Source organism: Geodermatophilus africanus, from assembly GCF_900107105.1.
Lineage (GTDB): Bacteria > Actinomycetota > Actinomycetes > Mycobacteriales > Geodermatophilaceae > Geodermatophilus > Geodermatophilus africanus.
In genome coordinates this window covers 200,777-219,966 of record NZ_FNOT01000007.1, presented here as the reverse complement: position 1 = coordinate 219,966, position 19,190 = coordinate 200,777, and the positions used below count along the sequence as shown (strand labels likewise).

20 protein-coding genes, 4 tRNA genes and 1 pseudogene are annotated in these 19,190 nt (G+C 72.3%); 13 read left to right on the top strand and 12 right to left on the bottom strand.

Annotation, left to right across the window (positions count from 1 at the left end; all coding sequences use genetic code 11):
* Window positions 1-91 precede the first annotated feature (91 nt).
* Together BLW63_RS15020 and BLW63_RS15015 are read left to right on the top strand one after the other, a co-directional pair.
* A complete protein-coding gene (locus BLW63_RS15020) occupies window positions 92-793 on the top strand; it encodes a PD-(D/E)XK nuclease family protein (protein WP_091157897.1) in 702 nt (233 codons plus the stop codon).
* Window positions 790-1,359, top strand: coding sequence for a hypothetical protein (locus BLW63_RS15015; RefSeq protein WP_091157896.1), 570 nt, complete (start codon window positions 790-792; stop codon window positions 1,357-1,359). The genes BLW63_RS15020 and BLW63_RS15015 overlap by 4 nt, the downstream gene beginning before the upstream one ends.
* A gap of 87 nt (window positions 1,360-1,446) precedes the next feature.
* On the opposite strand, the gene BLW63_RS15010 is transcribed toward BLW63_RS15015, so the two are convergent.
* The 3 genes from BLW63_RS15010 to BLW63_RS14995 all read right to left on the bottom strand — a co-directional run bounded on the left by BLW63_RS15010 (window position 1,447) and on the right by BLW63_RS14995 (window position 4,468).
* Window positions 1,447-1,875, bottom strand: a complete 429-nt coding sequence (locus BLW63_RS15010; protein WP_139263553.1) for a helix-turn-helix domain-containing protein — start codon at window positions 1,873-1,875, stop codon at window positions 1,447-1,449.
* An 841-nt stretch (window positions 1,876-2,716) separates the two neighbouring features.
* Complete coding sequence (locus BLW63_RS15005) at window positions 2,717-3,811, bottom strand: AAA family ATPase (RefSeq protein ID WP_170856791.1); 1,095 nt, start codon at window positions 3,809-3,811, stop codon at window positions 2,717-2,719.
* A 393-nt stretch (window positions 3,812-4,204) separates the two neighbouring features.
* Window positions 4,205-4,468 carry a helix-turn-helix domain-containing protein gene (locus BLW63_RS14995; RefSeq protein ID WP_170856790.1) on the bottom strand — a complete coding sequence of 88 codons (264 nt, stop codon included), beginning with the start codon at window positions 4,466-4,468 and terminating at the stop codon, window positions 4,205-4,207.
* 231 nt (window positions 4,469-4,699) lie between these two features.
* Here BLW63_RS14995 and BLW63_RS28000 point away from each other — a divergent pair, with 231 nt between their 5' ends.
* A complete protein-coding gene (locus BLW63_RS28000) occupies window positions 4,700-5,290 on the top strand; it encodes a hypothetical protein (RefSeq protein WP_244522589.1) in 591 nt (196 codons plus the stop codon).
* Window positions 5,226-6,425, top strand: a pseudogene (locus tag BLW63_RS28955) (tyrosine-type recombinase/integrase); the annotation flags it as partial. The gene BLW63_RS28000 and the pseudogene BLW63_RS28955, both read left to right, overlap by 65 nt.
* 218 nt (window positions 6,426-6,643) lie before the next feature.
* Here BLW63_RS28955 and BLW63_RS14980 read toward each other — a convergent pair.
* From BLW63_RS14980 to BLW63_RS14965, 4 genes are all read right to left on the bottom strand, one after another.
* Window positions 6,644-6,716: transfer RNA gene (locus BLW63_RS14980), tRNA-Lys, on the bottom strand.
* A 64-nt stretch (window positions 6,717-6,780) separates the two neighbouring features.
* Entirely contained in the window at window positions 6,781-6,963 is a 183-nt protein-coding gene (locus BLW63_RS14975; protein WP_091157883.1) for a hypothetical protein, read from the bottom strand.
* A gap of 352 nt (window positions 6,964-7,315) precedes the next feature.
* Window positions 7,316-8,173: a hypothetical protein gene (locus BLW63_RS14970; RefSeq protein ID WP_091157882.1), complete on the bottom strand. Its 858-nt coding sequence runs from the start codon at window positions 8,171-8,173 to the stop codon at window positions 7,316-7,318.
* A gap of 37 nt (window positions 8,174-8,210) precedes the next feature.
* Window positions 8,211-9,092 (bottom strand): Rieske (2Fe-2S) protein, encoded by an 882-nt coding sequence (locus BLW63_RS14965; protein WP_091157879.1) that lies wholly within the window; start codon window positions 9,090-9,092, stop codon window positions 8,211-8,213.
* Between the two features lie 212 nt (window positions 9,093-9,304).
* Here BLW63_RS14965 and BLW63_RS14960 point away from each other — a divergent pair, with 212 nt between their 5' ends.
* From BLW63_RS14960 to BLW63_RS14950, 3 genes are all read left to right on the top strand, one after another.
* A complete protein-coding gene (locus tag BLW63_RS14960; RefSeq protein ID WP_244522588.1) occupies window positions 9,305-9,784 on the top strand; it encodes a GtrA family protein in 480 nt (159 codons plus the stop codon).
* A 125-nt stretch (window positions 9,785-9,909) separates the two neighbouring features.
* On the top strand, window positions 9,910-11,403 hold the full coding sequence (locus tag BLW63_RS14955) for a metallophosphoesterase (RefSeq protein ID WP_091157876.1): 1,494 nt from the start codon (window positions 9,910-9,912) through the stop codon (window positions 11,401-11,403).
* A 23-nt stretch (window positions 11,404-11,426) separates the two neighbouring features.
* The gene (locus tag BLW63_RS14950; RefSeq protein WP_091157874.1) at window positions 11,427-11,762 is read left to right on the top strand and encodes a hypothetical protein; all 336 of its coding nucleotides are present in this window, start codon (window positions 11,427-11,429) and stop codon (window positions 11,760-11,762) included.
* Between the two features lie 65 nt (window positions 11,763-11,827).
* Here the strand turns inward: BLW63_RS14950 and BLW63_RS14945 are convergent, their stop codons facing one another.
* Both BLW63_RS14945 and BLW63_RS14940 read right to left on the bottom strand, forming a co-directional pair.
* Window positions 11,828-12,451 (bottom strand): AMIN-like domain-containing (lipo)protein, encoded by a 624-nt coding sequence (locus tag BLW63_RS14945; RefSeq protein WP_091157872.1) that lies wholly within the window; start codon window positions 12,449-12,451, stop codon window positions 11,828-11,830.
* A gap of 135 nt (window positions 12,452-12,586) precedes the next feature.
* Complete coding sequence (locus BLW63_RS14940) at window positions 12,587-12,997, bottom strand: hypothetical protein (protein WP_091157870.1); 411 nt, start codon at window positions 12,995-12,997, stop codon at window positions 12,587-12,589.
* A 304-nt stretch (window positions 12,998-13,301) separates the two neighbouring features.
* Here BLW63_RS14940 and BLW63_RS14935 point away from each other — a divergent pair.
* The 4 genes from BLW63_RS14935 (at window position 13,302) to BLW63_RS14920 (ending at window position 14,081) form a co-directional block, all read left to right on the top strand.
* Window positions 13,302-13,374, top strand: a tRNA-Glu gene (locus BLW63_RS14935).
* Between the two features lie 15 nt (window positions 13,375-13,389).
* Window positions 13,390-13,463: transfer RNA gene (locus tag BLW63_RS14930), tRNA-Asp, on the top strand.
* A 23-nt stretch (window positions 13,464-13,486) separates the two neighbouring features.
* A tRNA-Phe gene (locus BLW63_RS14925) sits at window positions 13,487-13,560 on the top strand.
* A 38-nt stretch (window positions 13,561-13,598) separates the two neighbouring features.
* Window positions 13,599-14,081, top strand: coding sequence for a GNAT family N-acetyltransferase (locus BLW63_RS14920; protein ID WP_091157869.1), 483 nt, complete (start codon window positions 13,599-13,601; stop codon window positions 14,079-14,081).
* Window positions 14,082-14,087: 6 nt separating this feature from the next.
* On the opposite strand, the gene BLW63_RS14915 is transcribed toward BLW63_RS14920, so the two are convergent.
* The 3 genes from BLW63_RS14915 to BLW63_RS14900 all read right to left on the bottom strand — a co-directional run bounded on the left by BLW63_RS14915 (window position 14,088) and on the right by BLW63_RS14900 (window position 16,608).
* Window positions 14,088-15,086 carry a glycosyltransferase gene (locus tag BLW63_RS14915; RefSeq protein WP_091157867.1) on the bottom strand — a complete coding sequence of 333 codons (999 nt, stop codon included), beginning with the start codon at window positions 15,084-15,086 and terminating at the stop codon, window positions 14,088-14,090.
* A 135-nt stretch (window positions 15,087-15,221) separates the two neighbouring features.
* A complete protein-coding gene (locus BLW63_RS14910; RefSeq protein ID WP_091157865.1) occupies window positions 15,222-15,650 on the bottom strand; it encodes a VOC family protein in 429 nt (142 codons plus the stop codon).
* Between the two features lie 271 nt (window positions 15,651-15,921).
* Window positions 15,922-16,608: a phosphodiesterase gene (locus BLW63_RS14900; protein ID WP_211517122.1), complete on the bottom strand. Its 687-nt coding sequence runs from the start codon at window positions 16,606-16,608 to the stop codon at window positions 15,922-15,924.
* Window positions 16,609-16,795: 187 nt separating this feature from the next.
* On the opposite strand from BLW63_RS14900, the gene BLW63_RS14895 reads away from it, so the two are divergent.
* Both BLW63_RS14895 and BLW63_RS14890 read left to right on the top strand, forming a co-directional pair.
* Complete coding sequence (locus tag BLW63_RS14895) at window positions 16,796-16,990, top strand: hypothetical protein (RefSeq protein WP_091157861.1); 195 nt, start codon at window positions 16,796-16,798, stop codon at window positions 16,988-16,990.
* 160 nt (window positions 16,991-17,150) lie between these two features.
* Entirely contained in the window at window positions 17,151-19,190 is a 2,040-nt protein-coding gene (locus BLW63_RS14890) for a transglycosylase domain-containing protein (RefSeq protein ID WP_091157858.1), read from the top strand.

Sequence of the window (19,190 nt, the reverse complement as noted above, 5' to 3'; positions counted from 1 at the left end):
ACCAACGGTTGGAGGCTTGGAGCGCTGTGGAGACAAGAACGCCCCCTGAGCAACCCCTCAAACCCTTCCGTCTCCGCCTGACCCTGCCTGGGTGAGCACCGAGCAGCTGAACGACTGGGAGCGCGACCTCGCCAGCATGGTGGCCGAGTGGGACGCCACGGTCGACGAAGCATCGGACCCGGAACACGGCACCATCGCGCGCTGGTCCGCACTGTTGGAAGCGATGTCGGGCGAGATGGGCGGCCTTCGGTCGGCCGGTCGCTGGCTCGGCGGACCCCGCACGTTGCTTGAAGCTCTCGGGCGGCAGCACAGCGAGCTCGATTTCACGTCCGCACTGGCGTGGTTGTTGGAGCCGGAGGGTCACCACCGACTCGGTGATCGCGTTCTCGAAGGCCTGATTAGGCACCTGCAGATTCCGGTCACCGCTCTGCACCCAGTTCGGATCGTCTGCGAGGAGACCTGCAACGACACCCGGTCCGACATGATCATTCGTCTGCCAGGAGGGACCATCCTGCTCGAGGCCAAGGTCCGGGCCGACGAACAGCGCGACCAGTGTGCTCGGCTGGCGGAGGAATGGGCCGAGGAGGACCCGACTCTGGTCTTCTTGACCCGGGATGGCCGGCTGCCGAAGAGCGCAGGCGAGAGCGAGTCTCGGTGGATACCGCTTCGCTGGGCTCACTTCGTCGGGTTCATCGAGGGCGCGATCTCGCAGCTACCACCCGGACGGGAGCCTGCTCCCGGGGTGATCGACCTGCTCAAGACCTTGATCGAGTTCCATGGGGGAAAGGCATGACCATCGACGAGAAGGCCGCCTTCTACTTCCGACACCGCACCACGATCGAGGAGTGGGCTGCCCTACGGGACGTCGCCCGACAGGCGCTGATCCCGGCCCTCGACGGGTTGGGCGATCGACTACTCGCCAGCGCGGGCACGGACGAGGTCTCGCTTGTCGAGGACGAGGGCCAGTGGGCGCGGGTTGGGCTGCGCAAGGCCGCATGGGGAGGCGCCGGGTGGGACCTCTCAATCATCCTCGGGTGGCACAGCACCTGGCTGCTGAACCCCGCGACAAGCACGCCGTGGCCCTACGTCGCCGTGCACGTCGGCCCCGAGGCGACTGCCCCGGTCGCGCAGACCCGCGTGGCCCGTGACCGGTGCCTGCAGACCGCTCGAAGCATCGGACTGACCGCGCCACGCGAGGACTACTTTCCGGTCTGGGGCTACATCACCCCAGCGCCCGACGTCAGCGAGATGACGCAGTTCGTCGACCAGTGCTTTGGGGTCTTCCAAACCGCTTGGCGCTCCCTCCACACGCTGATCGACGACGTCGCCCGTCAGCCAGTGAGCCGCGGCCGCCGCTGAAGAGCACAGCCCGTGCCCCCACACAGCAAGAAGCCCCGGCCGGACAGGCTCGGGGCTTCTCGCACTTCGGGGCGGTGCACACGTCCATCACCTTCGGCCGTCGTTGGCCCTGCGATCAGCGGCCGGCTTCGGCGCGACAGCCTTGAGTCGGTGAACTTCAGCCTGAGGAATTGCCCAGGTGCTGCCGATCTTCGTGCCCGCGATGGTGCCGATATCGAGACGCTGTCGGATTGCCTGCGGGCTGATGCCTAGTGCCACTGCGGCCTCAGAGACCGACAGCAGATGAGGCACCCGTTCGAGGCGACGGCGGCCTTCGAACTCCTCGGTCGGCATGATCTCCACGGCGAAGATCTCGGCTTCAGAGGCTTCAGAGACCACGGCCATGGCGGTAATCAGGGCCTGTCGGAGACTCTCACCGACCACGGTGATCACCACCTCGGCACGACCCTGCAGGGTCAGCCCGACCTCAGGGTGGTAGTCACCTAGTACCTCGACGAGGCGGTCGGACTCGACCACGCGAGCATCCAGCTCCAGCCGAGTAGTCCAGTGCTTCACTCGAACGGCTCCATCAACATGACGAAGGAGCATGAGAGTCTGGGATGGAGCCGGGGGCAGTCCCTTTGCCCCCGGCTCCTTCTGGCTATCGGGCCCCTAGCATCCGAAACCGCGCGACCTGGACCCCATCCCGGTACACCTTCAGGTGCCCTCTCCGGGTCATCCGGGTCGTCAATCCCAGGTGCTCAAGCGCCTCAGCCAGCTCCCAGATCTCTCTCATGCTCCTTCTCACCTCCTTCGTATCCGCAATACGATTCTAGCCATAGGGTTGCGAATCCGCAAGGTGATTGCCCGGAGAGCGGGTTATCTGCACCCTCCCCGAGTACGACCGACTTGAACCAGGCACTGCTGGTCTGGGCTAACCGAGAGCCACCCGGCCACTAGTCCCAGTAGGCCCCAAAGCTGGGCAAGGTCACCAAGCTCCGCTATTCGTGCAGGTCTAGCGGCTATGAGTAGCCACGGGAGGCACTTAGAGGACGAAGTCTCCATACCCTGGCGGATGACCTGACGCCAGGGTGGACTCTGAAAGCCAGTGGCTCGCACGAGCACCTTGCTTGACATGACAGGAGCATCTTGCTTGACGTGAACTTCGACCTCTGGAGGCTAGGCACGAGGTCTCGACTTCAAGGCACCACCCGCTCAAGATCAGCTTCCATCCCTTCCCTGGTTCCCTGGTTCTCTGGTTCTCTGGTTCCCCCACCTTTAGGTGGGGACCAGAACCGAACCGGGGGGTTGTTAGGGGGGATCAACTTCTCGGCGAGGTCAGGCAGTCCCTGAGGCCATGCGAGGTCTCGCCACCCGGCTAACTCACCACGCTGTGGCAGCCGGTGGAGTCTCGGCTCAGTGCCCCTTCCCCCACCAGTTGGTCGATCATCCGCCCCACCCGCTCGGCGCTTCCGGTGACCGCTTCTCTGATACCCCTGACCTTCAACACTCCTGGCTGTTCCGTGACCACCCGGAGGATCGAGCGCCGGAGCTGCTCCTCCGACAAGGACCGCCGCATCACTGGGGTTCGTTCCGCCTGCACCCTCTGTTCCCTGGGCGCCGCTTCCAGGACGACCGAGTCGGCGACCGGGAGGAACCCGAACGCCAACTGATCCTCCCTGGGTCCGTCCTTCCGCTTGTACCTCTCCAGCCGGACGACACCGCGGTTGAGCGAAGTTTGGTAGACGGTGTCCACGCCCGACACCAAGGCACTGCTGCCTCGAACGACGTGCCGGTCCTTACCGGTGTGGTGCACCAAGAGCACCACACCGCGGTCCAGGGCATCGCGGACCCGATAGGCGTTGTCGATGACGATGCCCATCGCCAGCGCCGAGTTCTCATCCTGTCCGACCATGCAGCGGGCGAGGGTGTCGAAGATGACCATGCGAGGCCGTAGGCGTGCCACTCCGTCGATGAAGCCGGCCGTCTCGGCGACGTTCGCCAGCTCGACCGGCGCGGGGACGACCCAGAAGGTGTCCGGCACAGACCGCCCCGTGTGCTGCTCGTGCGCCTTCAGTCGCCTGTGCAGGCCCGCGACTCCTTCGGCGGCCACGAAGACCACCGGACCTGCCTTCGCGGTACGGCCCAACCAACTGCCCCCGGTAGCGACGGCGACACCCCACTGGAGGGCCAACAAGGACTTCGCCGTGCCGGTGGGTCCGGCGAGCACTGCAACCGTGTCGCAGTCCAGCGTCTCGGCGATCAACGACTCCGGAGAGGGTAGAGAGGCTAGCTCTGAGCGGGGCAGCAGCCAGGGCGGCCTCATGGCCCATGGGTGCTCCGAGGAGTGCGCCTGTCCTGTCGACACAGGCGCCGCAGGCCGACGGCGCTCCTCCATCTCGTCCAACCCTGCGAGGGCCGCTGCAAGGTTCTCCTCGGCGGAGGGCTCCCAGCGATCGTCCTTGAGCGCCATCGGGTGAGGTCTCTGCCTTTCGGTGATCACCATTGACCTGGTTGCTGCAAGCGGTTGGGGCCCGGTCTGATGGAGCAAGGTCCCGCAACGTCCCGCGCGAGCGACTCCGGGTCGCGGGCCGGGTCCAGGTCGAGGTTCGTTTCCAGAGGTCGCGCTGGTGCCGACGGGTCCATCACCTCGTCGAACGCAACTACGAAGTGAGGCCGAGCAGGTCCCTCAAGTGAGCAGTGACGACCCGGTAGCGTCGCCCCACCCTCAGCACCGGCACGGGGAACTCGCCTCGACGTGCGGCCTCGTACGCCGTTGTGCGCCCCATGCCCAACACACGACCAGCGGTGACGAGGTCGACGACCACGGGGAGGTCAGCAACCTCCTCAGCCGTCCAGTTCCGGGTCAGTTGGCTGGGTGGCACCTGGACTCCAGCATCCCGCGCAACCTGAGGAGGAGCGCCGCGTAGTCGGTCGCAGCCCGGCCGCGGGGCACGCGCTCGCCGCGCTCCCACCGGTGGATGGCCGAGACGCTGACGCCGAGTTCGGCAGCCATCTTGCCTTGGCTGATGCCCGAAGCCAGGCGGATCCGGCGAGCTTCTCCGGATGCGAGGAGGGCGCGTGCCTCCACCAGTCGCTCAACCGACGTGAGCGCTTGGAGTGACTTCATGGATACAGTCATACACGACATGTCACTGCCACGTCCGAGCGCTGGAGATGGACTCCTACATCCTACGCAGAGCCAACACAGTCGCCGGAAGGCGGATATAGCTACACCCCCCTCTAGCTGCATGTTTTGTGTAGCTAGGTCGGAGAAGCAACGCCCTTCGAACCGCGGACTGGACAACACCCAGCCTTGGAAACCACGTATGTACCTGTCGTCGTCATGCTAGGAAAGGTCATGGCCTCACCGAGCGTCTACCGGGGTGTCATCCCCGTCGTCAAGCAGATCGGGGACTCGCGGTTCTATGTCGGGGTACACCTCGCCTTGGTTCGCGACCGCCTGGTTTGCGTCGGCCTGGACCTTCGCGCGCTCAACCTCAGCGACAGCCTGCTGACAGAGCCGATGGACCTCCGGAACGGAGACTGGCTGGAGATCACCAGCCCAGTGCTTCGCGGCCTTCCACTCTCGGAGACCATCGACCAGGCGCTGGCGGGTTACCGCGCGGTGGTGGAGCAGCTCAACGCCTCTACTGAAGAGGCGGTCACCACGCACGGCGAGGCGGCTGCGGTGGTAACCACTGAGCCCAAGGGCCGGGGGCCACGTCCACAGCTGGACGATGAGACCCTCCAGCGAGTCGTCGCCGCCGCCTACCGTGTCGGCGGGCGTCGTCCGGTTCAGGCGGTCAAGGCGGCCCTGGAGGCCACCGGCGCGCTGCCGGGGCCGGTCACGATCGACCAAGCCCGCAGGGCCGTCGTCCGGGCACGTGCACGCGGCTTCATCCCGCCGGTCAAGGCGTCCGGCACGGAGGACGAGGAGGACCGGGCATGAAGGTGACGGATTTCCACCGCTACAGCCTCCGGAACGGGATCGAACGACGCGCGGAGGGAGACGAGTGAGCGTGGAGCGTCGCGGACGGGTCTACCGCCGCTGCTCCTGCCGGGACAAGGCGGGCAAGCAGCTGGGTCGGTTTTGCCCACGGCTGGCCACGGACGGGAAACACGGCACCTGGTACTTCGCCGTCGACCTGCCCGCGACAACAGAAAAGCGCAGGACGATGCGGCGCGGCGGCTTCTCTACCAAGAGCGCCGCCAGTCGGGCCCTCGCCGACGTCACCAACCGAGCCGCGAGTGGCGTGCGGATCGATGACCGCGAGACCGTCGCTGACTTCTTGGCCCGCTGGCTGCAGGTGAAGGTCGGCGAGGCCAAGCCGACGACTCTGCGGTCATACCGGGCACATGTGGAGAACGTCATCGTCCCCGCGATCGGCCACATGCCGCTGGAGCGACTGCGGGCTGAGCACGTGGAACAGCTCCTGACGGACGCCATGCACGGCCGTGGGCCGGTAACCGTGCGACGCATCCACGCGACGCTCAGGTCCGCGCTCAGCTACGGCGTCAAGACCCGTCGCCTGCCGTTCAACGTGGCCAGCAACGTCACGCCACCGAACGGCGCGCGGCCTGAGGTCCACCCATGGTCGGCCGCAGAACTCGCGGTATTCCTGCGGCACGTCGAGACCGATCGACTCGGCCCCTTGTTCGAGGTCATCGCCGCCTGCGGACTGCGCCGCGGTGAGGCCCTCGGCCTGCGCTGGGCCGACCTCGACTTGGCCAACCGCACGGCCCGGATTCGGCAGACCGTAGTTGACGTCGGCGGCCGGCTCGAGTTCTCCACACCTAAGACCCGCTCGTCCGAGGCGACGGTGCCGCTCACGGAGCGCGCTGTGCAAGCGCTGTTGCAGTGGCGTCTCGGCCAAGACATCGACCGACAGGCCTGGGGTGACGCCTACGAGGACCACGACCTGGTCTTCGCGCGCGAGAACGGCGCCCCGCTCCGACCGGAGTACGTGACCCGCCGTTTCGTCGCGCTGTCCCGGGCTGCTGGCCTGCGGCCGGTGCGGCTGCACGACCTCCGGCACGGTGCGGCGTCGCTGATGCTCGCCGCCGGAGTACCGATGGCGATCGTCTCGAAAATGCTCCGGCACTCCTCGATCGGCATCACCGTCGACACCTACGGCCACCTGTCCGAGGACACTGCGCGGACCGCGTCGGACGCCATGGCCGCTGCCCTCGAGCAAGCCTTTGAGACCACCGCCGCGGCGGCCGGAGACCACACTGCGACCACAGCGGGCGCCGAGAGCACGTCTCAGGCCGGTCGTTCGCCCAAAAGCACTGGTCAAGGCGGTGGGCCCCGTGGGGATCGAACCCACAACCCGCGGATTAAAAGTCCGCTGCTCTGCCAGTTGAGCTAGAGGCCCGGTGGGCGCGGCGACCGGCGCCGGTGCACGGGACACCGCGGCGGCCCCACGGCCCGCTCCGAGGCTACCGCTGCGAGGCTGGGTCCCCGGGGCCGGCGGAGTCACCGCCCAGGGTCGCGACCTGCGCCGCGAGGCCGCGGTACCAGCGCGCCTCGTCGGGCGCGCGGGCCCCGATCGGCTCACCGCCCACCAGCCGCTCGTGCCGCCGGACGGCCGGGCGCAGCCGCCGGCGCCACTCCTCCGGCATCCCGAGGAGGGCGCGGACGACGTCGTCCCGCCGCCCGCGGCTGCGCCTCCACCAGACCGCTCAGATGACGTCCAGGAACAGCAGGAGCAAGAGGGTCAGCAGCGCGGAGACGACCAGCGAGCCCAGGCAGCCGAGCCGGCTGGAGAAGAGGAAGAACACCGGTGCCCGGTTCCCCCGCAGCGCGCCGGCGAACCCCCACGTCCCGGGGCGTGTCCCTCGCCACGGCCGCTCACCCGGTCAGGTGATCGTTGGAGGCCGTCAAGTCACCTACCGTGATGCCTACCCGGTGACGGGCCCTGGACCCCGGCCCGGCCGCCTCGTTCCCCCCGTGGCGGTCGGGCCGGCACCCGGCTCAGCAGACCCGGTCGAGCAGTTGCTGAAGCACCCTCTGCTGCGCCTCGTCGACCGGCAGGGGCACGGGCACCGGCTCGGCCTCCCCCACCGCGACCCACAGGGGGAACACGAACGGCTGCTTGGTATCGGCCAGCACGTGCGGCTCGCAGGACGCCGAGGTGAACACCACCTCCGCGCCCGCCTGCTCCTCCCCCGGCCCGAGCTCGAGCGGCAGCCCCTCGACGGCGATGTTCAAGACGACGCTGCGCCGGGCGTCGAGCACCGCGACGGCACGATCGTCGTCCCCGGCCCGGCTGAGGACGACGCTGCCGGTGACCGTGTCGCCGGCCGCCACGAGACCGGTCAGCCCGATGTCGGCGACGGCCAGCACCCCGGCGGCCGCGCACGCCTCCCGGTGGACGACGTCGAGGTCGTCGCCGGCCAGCGGTACCCGCAGGTCCGCCACGGTGCCGTCGGGCCGCGCCACGGTCAGCCGCGCCGCCGGCGGACCGGACGGGGCAGTGCAGTCCGGCGCGCCGTAGGCGGTGCGCAGGTCGATCGTCCGGCCGGGCTCGAAGGCTGCGGTCAGCGCGGTCGGCGGCAGCGGCGCGAAACCCGGCGCGTCGATCGCCACCGCGGTCACCGTGAACGGCTGGTCGCCGGTGTCGGTGACGCGCACGTGCACCCGGCCGGGGACGGGCACGTCGGTGCGGTGGCGCACCACCTCGGCCTCGATCCCGGGCACCGGCGGCAGCGCCGGCGCCGCGGACGTCGTCGCCGGAGCCGGCGGCCCGCCAGCTCCCGCCGCCGCGCCGCCGTCCGTCCCGGAGCAGCCGGCGCACAGCAGCGCGAGAGCCAGCACCGCCGTCCGCCGCATGCCCCGCAGGGTAGGGACGGCGGCGGCGTCCCGGGGCCTAGCGGTCGCGCCCGGGCAGCCGGGCCATGACGTGGCCGGCCTGCATGCGGATCTCGAGCTTGTCCTGCGGGTTGGCCGCCGGGCCGCGCCGTGGCTGGCCGTCCTCGAGGTCGAACGCCGAGCCGTGCCACGGGCACACCAGGCAGTCGGTGCCGCGCACCTGCTCGACCGACCCCTCGTGCAGCGGGCCCGACAGGTGCGAGCAGGCACCCACGAAGGCGTCCACCCGCATCCCCCGGCGGACGACGGCCAGCGGGACGTCGACGCTGCCGCCGCTGCCCGTGCGCAGCGCCGGCCGGCCCTCGGGCAGGTCGTCGAGCGGGCCGAGGTCGATCCAGTCCGAGGTCAGCGCGCGGGCCGCCGTGACGGCGTGCGAGGCACCCGAGGACTGCGCGTAGGACATGTGCCCGCCCACTGCCGCCGACCCCGTCGCGATGCCCAGGCCCGCGTACGACAGCGCCCTGCCCAGCCCGCCACGGCCCCGGGCGCGGGCGACCAGCGAGCCCACGTAGAGACCGAGCGCGACGGTGTTGCCCGCGGCGTGCAGCAGGCCCAGCCGCCGGACGCCGATCGCCTGCTCCGACCAGTCGGCCGCGCCGGACAACGCCGCCGGGACGGCGGCGGCCACGCCGGTGCCGATGAGGACGGTGGCGGCCGGCCGCAGCCGGGGGATCGCGTCGAGCAGGCCGGCCGACGTCCAGCTCCCCACGGGCACCTGCACCAGGATCGGGTGCACCGGGTGGCCCAGCCACGTGCCGTGCAGCAGGTCCTTGAAGGCCTGCGGCTTGAGCGCGGCCTGCACGGCGCGCTGGGCCGGGCCGATCGCCTTGTCGAAGGTCGCCTTGTCCGCGACCCGGTCGAGGATCCCCATGAGGCTCATGGCGGCGTCCTACCCCCGTCGACCGGGCTCGAAGCCGCGCCGAGTTGCCCGGTGACTAAGGGGCTTCCGAGGGTGACGGGCACGCCGGACACGCCGGAGTCGGTGATCGACTGCACAGCGAGACTGTCGGTTCCCAGGGGAATAACCTCTGGCGTACAGCCGATCCCCAGGTGGAACGTACAGAAAGTAGCCGTGGCCACAGAGGAGACGTCGTGACCTGCCCGTCGTTGCTGACCTGCCGTCCGGCGGTCGACAACGCCGTCGACAACGTCGTGGCCCGGGTCCGCGCCGAGGACACCCTCGCCCAGTTCGCCCGGTTCGTCCTCGTCGGCGGGGCCACGACCCTGGTCTACGCCGTCCTCTTCACCGTCCTCGAGGGCTTCGGCTACCTGCCGGCACACGTCGCCGCCACGGCCGTCTCGACGGTGTTGGCCAACGAGTTCCACCGCCGGCTCACCTTCCACGCCGGGGAGCGGGTGCACTGGCTCACCGCGCAGCTGGAGGCGGGCGGGGTGAGCGTCATCGGTCTGTTCCTCACCAGCGCCTCCCTGGGCGTCCTGAACGCCCTGGTCCCCGACGCGAGCGTCCTCGCCCAGGTCGCCCTGGTGGTCACGGTGACCGGCCTGGTCGGGCTGATGCGCTTCGTCGCGCTGCGCTGGCTGTTCCGCCCGCGGGCGGCCAGGACCGCCTGACCTTTCCCGTCCGCCGTGTCCGCGCGGCGACCACGGCGAGCCGGCCGCGTCACGATCGGGTGACACCGGCGCCGCCCCAGCCGACCGGGACGGCACCGGCGCAGGCCGCGGCTAGGTTGGCGCGGGTGAGCGAGCCCGGCACGGCGACGTCCGCGCCGCTGCGCCCCGTTGTCCGCGCGACGGCGCGCTGGGCCGCCCGGCTGGCCGTCGTCCTCGTCGGCGCCTGGCTCGGCATCCTGCTGCTCGGCCGGGTGTCCGCGCCGATCGGGCCCTTCGACGCAACCATCGCCTTCCGCCCGTGGGGCGGTGGGGCCGCCCTCGACGTCCCGCCGCTGGGCGCGCTGCAGGTCGACGCGTACGACGGACCGCTGCGGCTGGAGATCCAGCTCAGCCGGGTAGACGAGCTCCGGGCGACGCAGCTGGCCACCGTCCCCGGCGAGCTGGACGGCGTCGTCGACCGGGTCAGCGCCGACCTGCGGGACGCCGTCGAGCGGGTGGCGTGGCTGACGGCGCTGTCCGCGGTGGGCGGCGCGACGGCGGCGTCCCTGCTGGTGCTGCGACGCCGCCGCCGCGAGCCGCTCATCGCCCTCGGCCTATCCACCGCACTGGTCGCCGGCACCGGCGGCCTCGCCGCGGCGACCTGGCGACCCGACGCCCTCTCCCAGCCGACCTACACCGGCCTGCTGGTCAACGCCACGAGCCTCATCGGCAGCGCGCAGGACATCGTCGCGAGGTTCGACGCCTACCGCGCCTCCCTCGAGGACCTCGTGTCCAACGTCGGCACGCTGTACTCGACGCTGTCCACGCTGCCCCCTCCGGGCGGCGCGGACGGCAGCGTCGCCCTGCTGCACGTCTCCGACATCCACCTCAACCCCGCCGGTCTCGACCTCGTCGCCCAGGTGGTGGACCAGTTCGACGTGGACGGCGTCCTCGACACCGGGGACCTCACGGACTGGGGCAGCCAGCCGGAGAACACGCTGGTCGGCCGGGTCGGCACGCTCGGCGTCCCCTACGTCTTCACCAGGGGCAACCACGACTCCACCGTCACCGCCCAGCTGGTCGCGGCCCAGCCGAACGCGGCCGTGCTGGACGACTCGGCCGTCACGGTGGCCGGGATCGAGGTCGTCGGGACGCCGGACCCCCGCTTCACGCCCGACCCGGAAGCCGATGACGGCGTGGAGTCGCTGGAGGAGACCGGCGAGGGCCTGGCCGCCTTCGTCGCGACGCTGCCGGAGACCCCGGCGATCGCGATGGTGCACGACCCCGAGCAGGCGCCGCCGCTGGACGGCGTCGTCCCGCTGGTCCTGGCCGGGCACACGCACGAGCGGGAGGTCACCCGGCTCGACGGGGGCACCCGGCTCATGGTGCAGGGCTCGACGGGTGGGGCGGGGTTGCGCGCCCTGCAGGGCGAGTTCCCCGAGCCGCTGACCTGCACGGTGCTCTACCTCGACCCGGGGACCGGCGCGCTGACCGCCTACGACGAGATCACCCTCGGCGGGCTGGGGCAGACCGAGGTGACCATCGAGCGGGAGGTCGTCCCGCCGGCGGACCCCCCCGGTGGGGACGGCGCCCCGCAGGCCCCGGCGCCGACGCCGCTGCCAGCCTCCCCGACCGGGTGACCCCGCCGACCTAGGCTCGGCGCATGTCCTCGACGACGTCGCGTGCCGCCCGCCTGGCTGCCGGGGTGCTGGCCGGCGGCCTCACGCTCCTGCCGCTGACCGCCTGCTCGTTCAGCTCGGACACCCTGTCCTGCAGCGGCAGCGAGTGCACGGTGACGCTGTCCGGCAGCGACGCGGAGGTCGAGATCCTCGGGACGTCGCTGAGCTTCGGCGGCGTCCAGGACGGGCGGGCCTCCCTCAGCGTGGGCAACGCCAGCGTGTCCTGCGCGCAGGGCGAGACCGTGAGCGCCGGCCCGCTGACGCTGACCTGCACCACCGTCGAGACCGACTCGGTGGAGGTCACCGCCTCGCTGGGCTGACGGAGGACTCTCCTGCCCCCACCGCTCGCAGGCTCGCGGCGGGCCCCTGCAGGAGAGGGCCGTCCTCAGCCGAGGTCGGCGACCTCGACGACCACGCGGGTGGGGTCCTCGAGGGCGTAGACGCGGAACGGCGCCTCCCCCGTCGTCCCGACCAGGGCGACCGAGGTGCCCTCGAAGGTCGCGTCCCACACGACCTCGGTGACCGTCCGCGTGCCGTTGCCCGGCAGCGGGTCGGGGCCGGCCCACTCGTCGACGCCGGTGTCGAACGGGTAGCCCGCGCCGGTGACCGTCACCTGCAGGACGGCCTCGCCGGCGACCTCGAGCGGGTCGCCCGTGCCCTGCCCGTAGGCCTGGTCGACGTAGCGGACGTCCCAGCCGGGCGTGCCGGTGCCGCCCAGCTCGAGGACGACACGGTCGTAGCCGTCCTGCCGCCCGGTGCGGATGTCGGACACGGTGACCAGGGCGTCGGCCGACGCCTCCTGCGTGGCCGGCTCCGTGCCGCCCTCGAACGGCGGCACGTCGGTGCCGGTGTCCTCCGGCCCGGTGCTCGGTGCGGCGGCGGTGCTGCTCGGGGAGGAGACCTCCCCCGTGCTGGCGGACGGCGACGTGGCGGTGTCGCCGTCGCCGCAGGCGGCCAGCAGCGCGGCGGCGAGCAGGAGAGACGGGCAGACGGCGGCGCGGCGGGTCACCCGCTGAGCCTGACAGCCGGTAGCCGCTCCGCCCGCGACCACCACTACCGTGTCGCGCGCCTGCAGAGGGTGGCGGGCGACGCTCGTCGTGGAGGCGGCGTCGCCCGGGAGCTGCCGGTCACCGGATGCGACACCTCAGGCGGCACCACCCATCCGCCGTGTGCCGGCGAGGAACAGCGCCGCACCCGAGAGCAGGTGCAGGGGGACCGCCGCCCGCGCCCGAGCGGACCGAGGTCGCAGTCCCCACGAGGCGGGTTCCACGAGCGTCCCCACGAGGACGCCGGCGCCGAGGATCGCGCACGTCCGCTCGGGCCACCGGACCCCGGATCCGGCCCGCAGCGCGGCGACCACCGCGACGATCGGCATCGGCCAGGGCGCCGCAACCCCGGAGCCGAGGCCGAGCGCGAGGTGGACGGGAACCGTGCCGGGTAGCCGGAACCCGAGCGGCTCGTCGGGGAGGTGCTGTTCGCGCGCGGAGACGACCGTGGTGAAGACCGTCGTCGCCGTGAACAACGTCGCTGCGCCGAGCATCGTCCGGTCGCCCATGCTGCCGACCCTGCCCTGCGTATCACTCCTCGTGAAGTACACCTGAAGCCGCCGGCTGTGACGGGTGCCCAGGTCCGCGAAGCCATGAGAGACCCGAGAGGGATGGACGGCGGCGATGATGGCCCCGCGCCGCGTCCTCAGATCGCACGCTGCTGCCCTTACCGCACGACGACGGCGCACCGACGTGACCGGCTGGCCCGCCGGCCGGCGCACCGCTCGCCGACGGTGGCGCGGGACACGGCACCCCCGCGCCGGGGTCGCCCCCGGGAGCATGTAGAGTTCTCGCTGCCCCCGGCGAACACGAGCCCCCATCGTCTAGCGGTCCAGGACGCCGCCCTTTCAAGGCGGTAGCACGGGTTCGAACCCCGTTGGGGGCACGGCAGTACCAGCAAGGCCCTGTAGCGCAGTTGGTTAGCGCGCCGCCCTGTCACGGCGGAGGTCGCGGGTTCGAGTCCCGTCAGGGTCGCTCTCCGGTGGAAACACCGGGAGGGGCAGGTAGCTCAGTCGGTACGAGCGCTCGCCTGAAAAGCGAGAGGTCGGCGGTTCGACCCCGCCCCTGCCCACACCACGTCATCCCGCACCGGCCCGGCAGACTGCCGAGGTGACCTCCCTCCCCGCCACGCTCGCCACCGGCAGCACCACCGTCGGCCTGCGCCGCGCGACGGCGGACGACGTCCCCGCCCTCGTGGCCCTGCTGACCGACGACCCGCTCGGCCGCGACCGGGAGTCCCCCGACCTGGGGCCCTACCGCCGGGCGTTCGAGGCCGTCGACGCCGACCCCGCCCAGCTGCTGCTCGCCGTCACCCACGGCCCCGACGTCGTCAGCACCGCCCAGCTCACCGAGATCCCCGGCCTCTCCCGCGGCGGGACGACGCGGCTGCAGGTCGAGGCGGTGCGCGTGCGGGCCGACCTGCGCGGGCAGGGCATCGGCGCGGCGCTGTTCACCTGGACCGTCGACGAGGCCCGTCGGCGCGGCTGCGGGCTGGTGCAGCTCACCACCGACACCCGCCGCCCGGAGGCGCACCGCTTCTACGAGCGGCTCGGCTTCACCGCGTCGCACGTCGGGTTCAAGCTGCCGCTGTGACCCGGCTCAGCCGGCGCGGTCGGTGACCACCTGGGCGTAGACCTGCGCGTGGACGGCCCGGACCGCGGCCCGCTGCTCGGCCCGCCAGGTCCGGTCGGCCGGCCGTGGCGCCGGCCGGGTGAGGGCCGCGGCGACGGCGGCGTCCAGTGACACCGGGTCCAGGCGGCGTTCCTCGTCGTTGTCGTAGGGCACCACGTCGGACCACTGGTCAGCGAACCACCCGCAGCTCGGTGCCACCACTCTCGTGCCGACGTCGCGGCAGATCTCCAGCTCCCGCGAGTGGGTGCCGCAGGACTGGGGCAGCACGACGGCGTGCAGCTCCTGCAGCTGCGCGGCCCAGGAGTCGACCTTCCGCGGCAGGAACTCCAGGCTGTCCCCGGCGGCGAAGACCGGTGGTGGCTCGACGCCGTCGTCGAGGAACACCCGCAGCCGCCCGCCGCCGTTGACCGCGCCGGACAGCGCCGCCCGGACCACCATCGCGGGGTCGGGCAGGGCCGGGCACGGCGCCCGCAGCGCGACCCCGACCAGCCCGCGCTCGGCGCCGAGCCCGGGCACCGGCTCGGCGATCGAGGGGTGCGCCACGACGATCGCCGTCCGGCCGAACCGCGCGGCGATCTCGTCGGCCGCCCCGGGGGTCAGCGTGAGCACCACCTCGGCCGTCGACAGCAGCGCCGCGAGGTGCGCGTCGTGCCGGCGCCGGGTCGCCTGCTCCGGGTCCCGCAGCTCGTGCACGGTGAGCACCAGCGGGACGCCGGTGCGCCGCACCGTCTCCGCCCAGCTGACCACCTCGTCCTCGGGCAGGTGCCCGTAGCCCGAGTGCAGGTGCACCACGTCGACGCCGCTCGCGTGGGCGGCGAGGTAGCCGGGGTCCAGCCACGGGCTGGGCCGCTGCTCCGGGCCCACCCGGACGACCCCCTCCGGCAGGACGGCGTCGACGTAGGGATCGGCGTACGGGACGGCCACCACCCGGGTCCCGGCGGCTGCCGAGGCGTCGGCGTCGTTCACGCGGTGGTTCTCCTCCTGCGCCGCGCACTGCGACGGGCAGGAACGGGACGGTCGATCGAGACGGTCGGGTACCGGTGGTACTACCCGGCGGCCCCCCGTCCAACCGAGCGGTGTCGCGGGGTACCCCGGAGGGGGTCAGGCGAAGTCGGCCGGCGAGAACTCCCGGCGCTCGACGAGCACCAGCCAGTTGCCGGACACGTCGCGCATCACGGCCTCGACACCGTAGGGACGCTCGGCCGGCTCCTGCAGGAAGGTCACGCCCTGGGCCGACAGCTCCTCGTAGGTCCTCCGGCAGTCGTCCACCGCCAGGCCCAGGCCGCCCATGGAGCCCTGCTCCAGCTGGCCGCGGACGAACGCGGCGGCGTCCTCGTCCAGCGGCGGGCCGGGGGTCATCAGGGTGACCTCCAGCTCGGGCTGGCTCGGGTGGGCGATGGTGACCCAGCGGAAGCCCTCGCCCATGGTGGTGTCGGTGCGGGCCTCGAAACCGAGGAGGTCGACGTAGAAGTCCTTCGCCCGGTCCTGGTCGAGGCAGTAGACGGTGACCAGCGAGATGTTGGTGATCATGCCCTCGACCCCAGGGACGCGGATCGGCGTCGGGCTTCTCCCCGATTGCTCGCCGCGCGCCGATCGTCCCGCCGAGGTCGACCACCCCGCGCACGAACAGGAAGCAGCCGGGCACGTGCGCCCCACCGCGGGCGGCCCAGCGGTCCCGGTAGGCGACCGGCGACTCCCCGGTCAGCGCGCGGAAGCGGGCCCTCGGCGACGTGCCGGTCGACGTGGTCGCGGGCCCGGCACAGGTGCACCGTCAGGCCGGACGAGCCCCCGCGGGCCGCCGTCACCGGTCCCGGCCCTCCCGTGCGGCCGCGTAGGCCGGCGCCCGGAACCGGGCCATCGGCCCGTCCGGCACCAGGCCCGGCGGCGGGTTGCGGACGGCGTCGAAGCGCAGGTCGGGGTCGACCTCGGGCACCGGCGCGAGCAGCCGCAGCCGGGCGAACGGCTGCCACGGGCCGGTCCCGCGTGCCGCGGCCAGGGTGAACACCAGCCTCCCGGCGCGGGCGGCCGCGGCGACCGGCCCGGGCTCCGCGGGCACCGGCGCGGCGCCGGGCTCGGGCAGCGCCGCCAGGAACACCGGCCCGGCCGCCGTCCGGTAGCCCATGATCGAGCAGTAGACGGCTCCGGCGTCCCGCCGGGGCACCGGCAGCCAGCGGGTCAGCCGCCCCCGCCCCGTCGTCGACAGCAGCAGGTCCACGGGACCGTCCGGGCCGGGCAGCCGGACGGCGAGACCGAGCAGGTCCGGCAGCAGGGAGGGCAGCCCCGCACCGCGGGAGAGCCGCACCTCAGCCGCCTCGTCCCCGCTCCCGGCCAGCCAGGGCACGCCCCACCCGGTCGGTCCGCCGGCGCGCTCGAGGACGGCGTCGAGGACCGCACCCCGGGGGTGCATCGGCTTGCCGCGGCGCCGGCGGGCGAGCGCCCCCAGCGGGACGGCGACGGCGCGGCCGGCCGTCCGGAGCAGGTCGATCACGGGCATCCTCCTGTCGTCGGGTGCGAGCCCCATACCCCGCGTTCCGGCCGGTCGTCCAGCCGGAGCGATCCGCACGGGACGGGTGGGACGGGTGCGGTCGGCTCGGCAGAACCTGTCCGAGGTCGCGTGGGACTCCGGTGGAGTTCCGCCACGTGACAGGACACGGTCGACTGCCTACGTTGAGTACATGCTCACGACGTTCCTGGTGATCGCTGGTGTCCTCCTCGGACTCGTCGGCCTGCTCGCCCTGATCGTGAGCCTCAGCGCCCGTCCGGCCACCCGCCCCAGCGGCGGCTGGGTGGCCGACACCGGTCGTCGGCACCCCGACGTCTGGTCCGCGCCGGTGAGCCCCGCGCCCGCGGAACTCCCGACCGCCCGCTGAGAGCCCCCTGATCCGCCGTCCCGGCGGCTGCGCACGGCGCGCCGCCGGGACGCGCCGTCGACCGCGCTGGTCCGGGTGTTCCGGACCGTCGTCGTGCGCGATGCTGCTCGCACGGCGTCGCGCTTCCCCGCACGCCGGGGCACGAGCTCGGCGAGGCGCCATGGCACGGTCGGACAGGTCCCGCTCGCGCGATCCGCGGCTGCGCGCGATCGGCGGACTGCTGCTGGCCCTCCCCCTCAGCGGGGCGCTGCTCGCCGGGCTGCTGACCCCCTTCGTCGTCGGGCCGGGCCTGGTCGCCAGCACCTCGGCGACGCTGCTGTCGCCACTGCCGGTCGAGCTGACCGACGCCACGCCGCCGGGGAACACCGTCGTGCTGGCCTCCGACGGGTCGGTGATCACGTACTTCTACCGGAACAACCGCACGCCGGTGGCCGCCGACCGGATCGCCGACGTCATGGAGCAGGCGCTGGTCGACATCGAGGACGAGCGTTTCTACGAGCACAACGGCCTCGACGTGCAGGGCACGCTGCGGGCGCTGGCCCGCAACCTGAGCTCCGGCGATGTCGAGGAGGGTGGCTCGACGATCACCCAGCAGCTGGTCAAGCAGACGCTGCTGCAGACCGCCGTCACCCCCGAGGACCGGCAGGCGGCCACCGAGCAGACCGTGGGCCGCAAGCTGCGCGAGGCCCGGCTGGCCCTGGCGCTGGAGGAGACCTACCCCAAGGAGGAGATCCTCACCCGGTACCTGAACACCGTGTACTTCGGTGAGGGCGCCTACGGCGTCCAGGCCGCGGCGCAGGCCTACTTCGGCGTGGACGCCGCCGACCTCACCCTGCCGCAGGCGGCGATGCTCGCGGGCCTGGTGCAGACGCCGACCTCCGACAGCCCGCTGGTGGACCCCGAGAAGGCGCGGCAGCGGCGCAACGTGGTGCTCGAGCGGATGCACGCCCAGGGCCACGTCAGCGACGCGGAGCTGGCCGAGGTCTCCGCGCAGCCGGTGCAGACCGACCCCGCGCCGCCCCCTCCCAACGGTTGCGCGGGCGCCGGCGTGCTCGGTGGCTTCTTCTGCGACTTCCTCCAGCAGCACCTCGTCGGCACCCTGGGGATGACCCAGGAGCAGCTGGAGGACGGCGGCCTGACCGTCCGCACGACGATGCGGGCGGACCTGCAGCGCTCCGGCGACGCCGCCGTCCTGGCCACCCAGCCGATGGGCGACCCGGTGGCGGCCATGTTCACGGCGGTCGAACCGGGCACGGGGAACGTGCTGGCCATGAGCACCAACCGGGTCTTCGGCTTCGACGCCGCCGACCCGGCGCAATCCTCGGTCAACCTCAACGTGGTCGCCAGCAAGGGCTCGGGCTCCACGTACAAGGTGTTCGTGGCCACCGCGGCCCTGGAGGCCGGCTTCCCGCCCACCCACACGATCACCACGAGCGACCCCTACACCTCGCGGGTGTACCGCAACGGCCTGGAGTCCTACACGGTCGGCAACGTCGAGGGCACGTTCCCGCCGACGCTGAGCATGCACGAGGCGCTGGTCCGCTCCTCCAACACCTACTTCGTGGGCCTGGAGGACGACCTGGGCAGCGTGGAGGGGCCGGTGCGGGTGGCGCAGCGGCTGGGCCTGACCTCGCTCGACCCGGTGGCCGACCAGGTGATCGCCCAGAACCGTGGGTCGTTCACCCTCGGCCCGGAGGCGACCAGCCCGCTGGCGCTGGCCAGCGCGTACTCCACGCTGGCCGCCGACGGCACCCGGTGCACCCCCGTCCCGGTCGTGGAGGTGCTCGGCCGCGACGGACGGCCGCTGACCCGCGAGGACGGCAGCCCCCTCGGCACCGGCGCCTCCTGCACGCCAGAGGTGGTGTCGCCGCAGATCGCCACGACGGTCAACCAGATGATGGTGGGCGGCTCGTCGCTGCCCTACGGCACGGGCCGGCGGGCCGCGATCCCCGGCCACCAGATCGCCACCAAGACCGGCACCGCCCAGGACCGCGCATCGGTGTCCTTCGTCGGCTCCACGCCGCGGTACACCGCCAGCGTCATGCTGTTCAACCCGACGGCGAACGTGGACGTCGGCGGGTTCGGCGGCAGCCGCGGCGGTCAGATCTGGCACGACGCGTTCCTGCCGGTCCTGTCGGCCGAGGAGCCGGTCCCCTTCCCGCCGCCGGGCATCCCGCTCCCGCCGCTGCCGGGGCCGTGA

Coding starts and splice junctions, on each gene's coding strand:
- BLW63_RS14895 (WP_091157861.1), top strand. CDS start 16,796: ATGCTCACGACGTTCCTGGTGATCGCTGGTGTCCTCCTCGGACTCGTC.
- BLW63_RS14950 (WP_091157874.1), top strand. CDS start 11,427: ATGTCCTCGACGACGTCGCGTGCCGCCCGCCTGGCTGCCGGGGTGCTG.
- BLW63_RS14970 (WP_091157882.1), bottom strand. CDS start 8,173: ATGCGGCGGACGGCGGTGCTGGCTCTCGCGCTGCTGTGCGCCGGCTGC.
- BLW63_RS14910 (WP_091157865.1), bottom strand. CDS start 15,650: ATGATCACCAACATCTCGCTGGTCACCGTCTACTGCCTCGACCAGGAC.
- BLW63_RS14940 (WP_091157870.1), bottom strand. CDS start 12,997: ATGGGCGACCGGACGATGCTCGGCGCAGCGACGTTGTTCACGGCGACG.
- BLW63_RS14995 (WP_170856790.1), bottom strand. CDS start 4,468: ATGAAGTCACTCCAAGCGCTCACGTCGGTTGAGCGACTGGTGGAGGCA.
- BLW63_RS15015 (WP_091157896.1), top strand. CDS start 790: ATGACCATCGACGAGAAGGCCGCCTTCTACTTCCGACACCGCACCACG.
- BLW63_RS28000 (WP_244522589.1), top strand. CDS start 4,700: ATGGCCTCACCGAGCGTCTACCGGGGTGTCATCCCCGTCGTCAAGCAG.
- BLW63_RS15005 (WP_170856791.1), bottom strand. CDS start 3,811: ATGGCGCTCAAGGACGATCGCTGGGAGCCCTCCGCCGAGGAGAACCTT.
- BLW63_RS14890 (WP_091157858.1), top strand. CDS start 17,151: ATGGCACGGTCGGACAGGTCCCGCTCGCGCGATCCGCGGCTGCGCGCG.
- BLW63_RS14965 (WP_091157879.1), bottom strand. CDS start 9,092: ATGAGCCTCATGGGGATCCTCGACCGGGTCGCGGACAAGGCGACCTTC.
- BLW63_RS14975 (WP_091157883.1), bottom strand. CDS start 6,963: ATGCCGGAGGAGTGGCGCCGGCGGCTGCGCCCGGCCGTCCGGCGGCAC.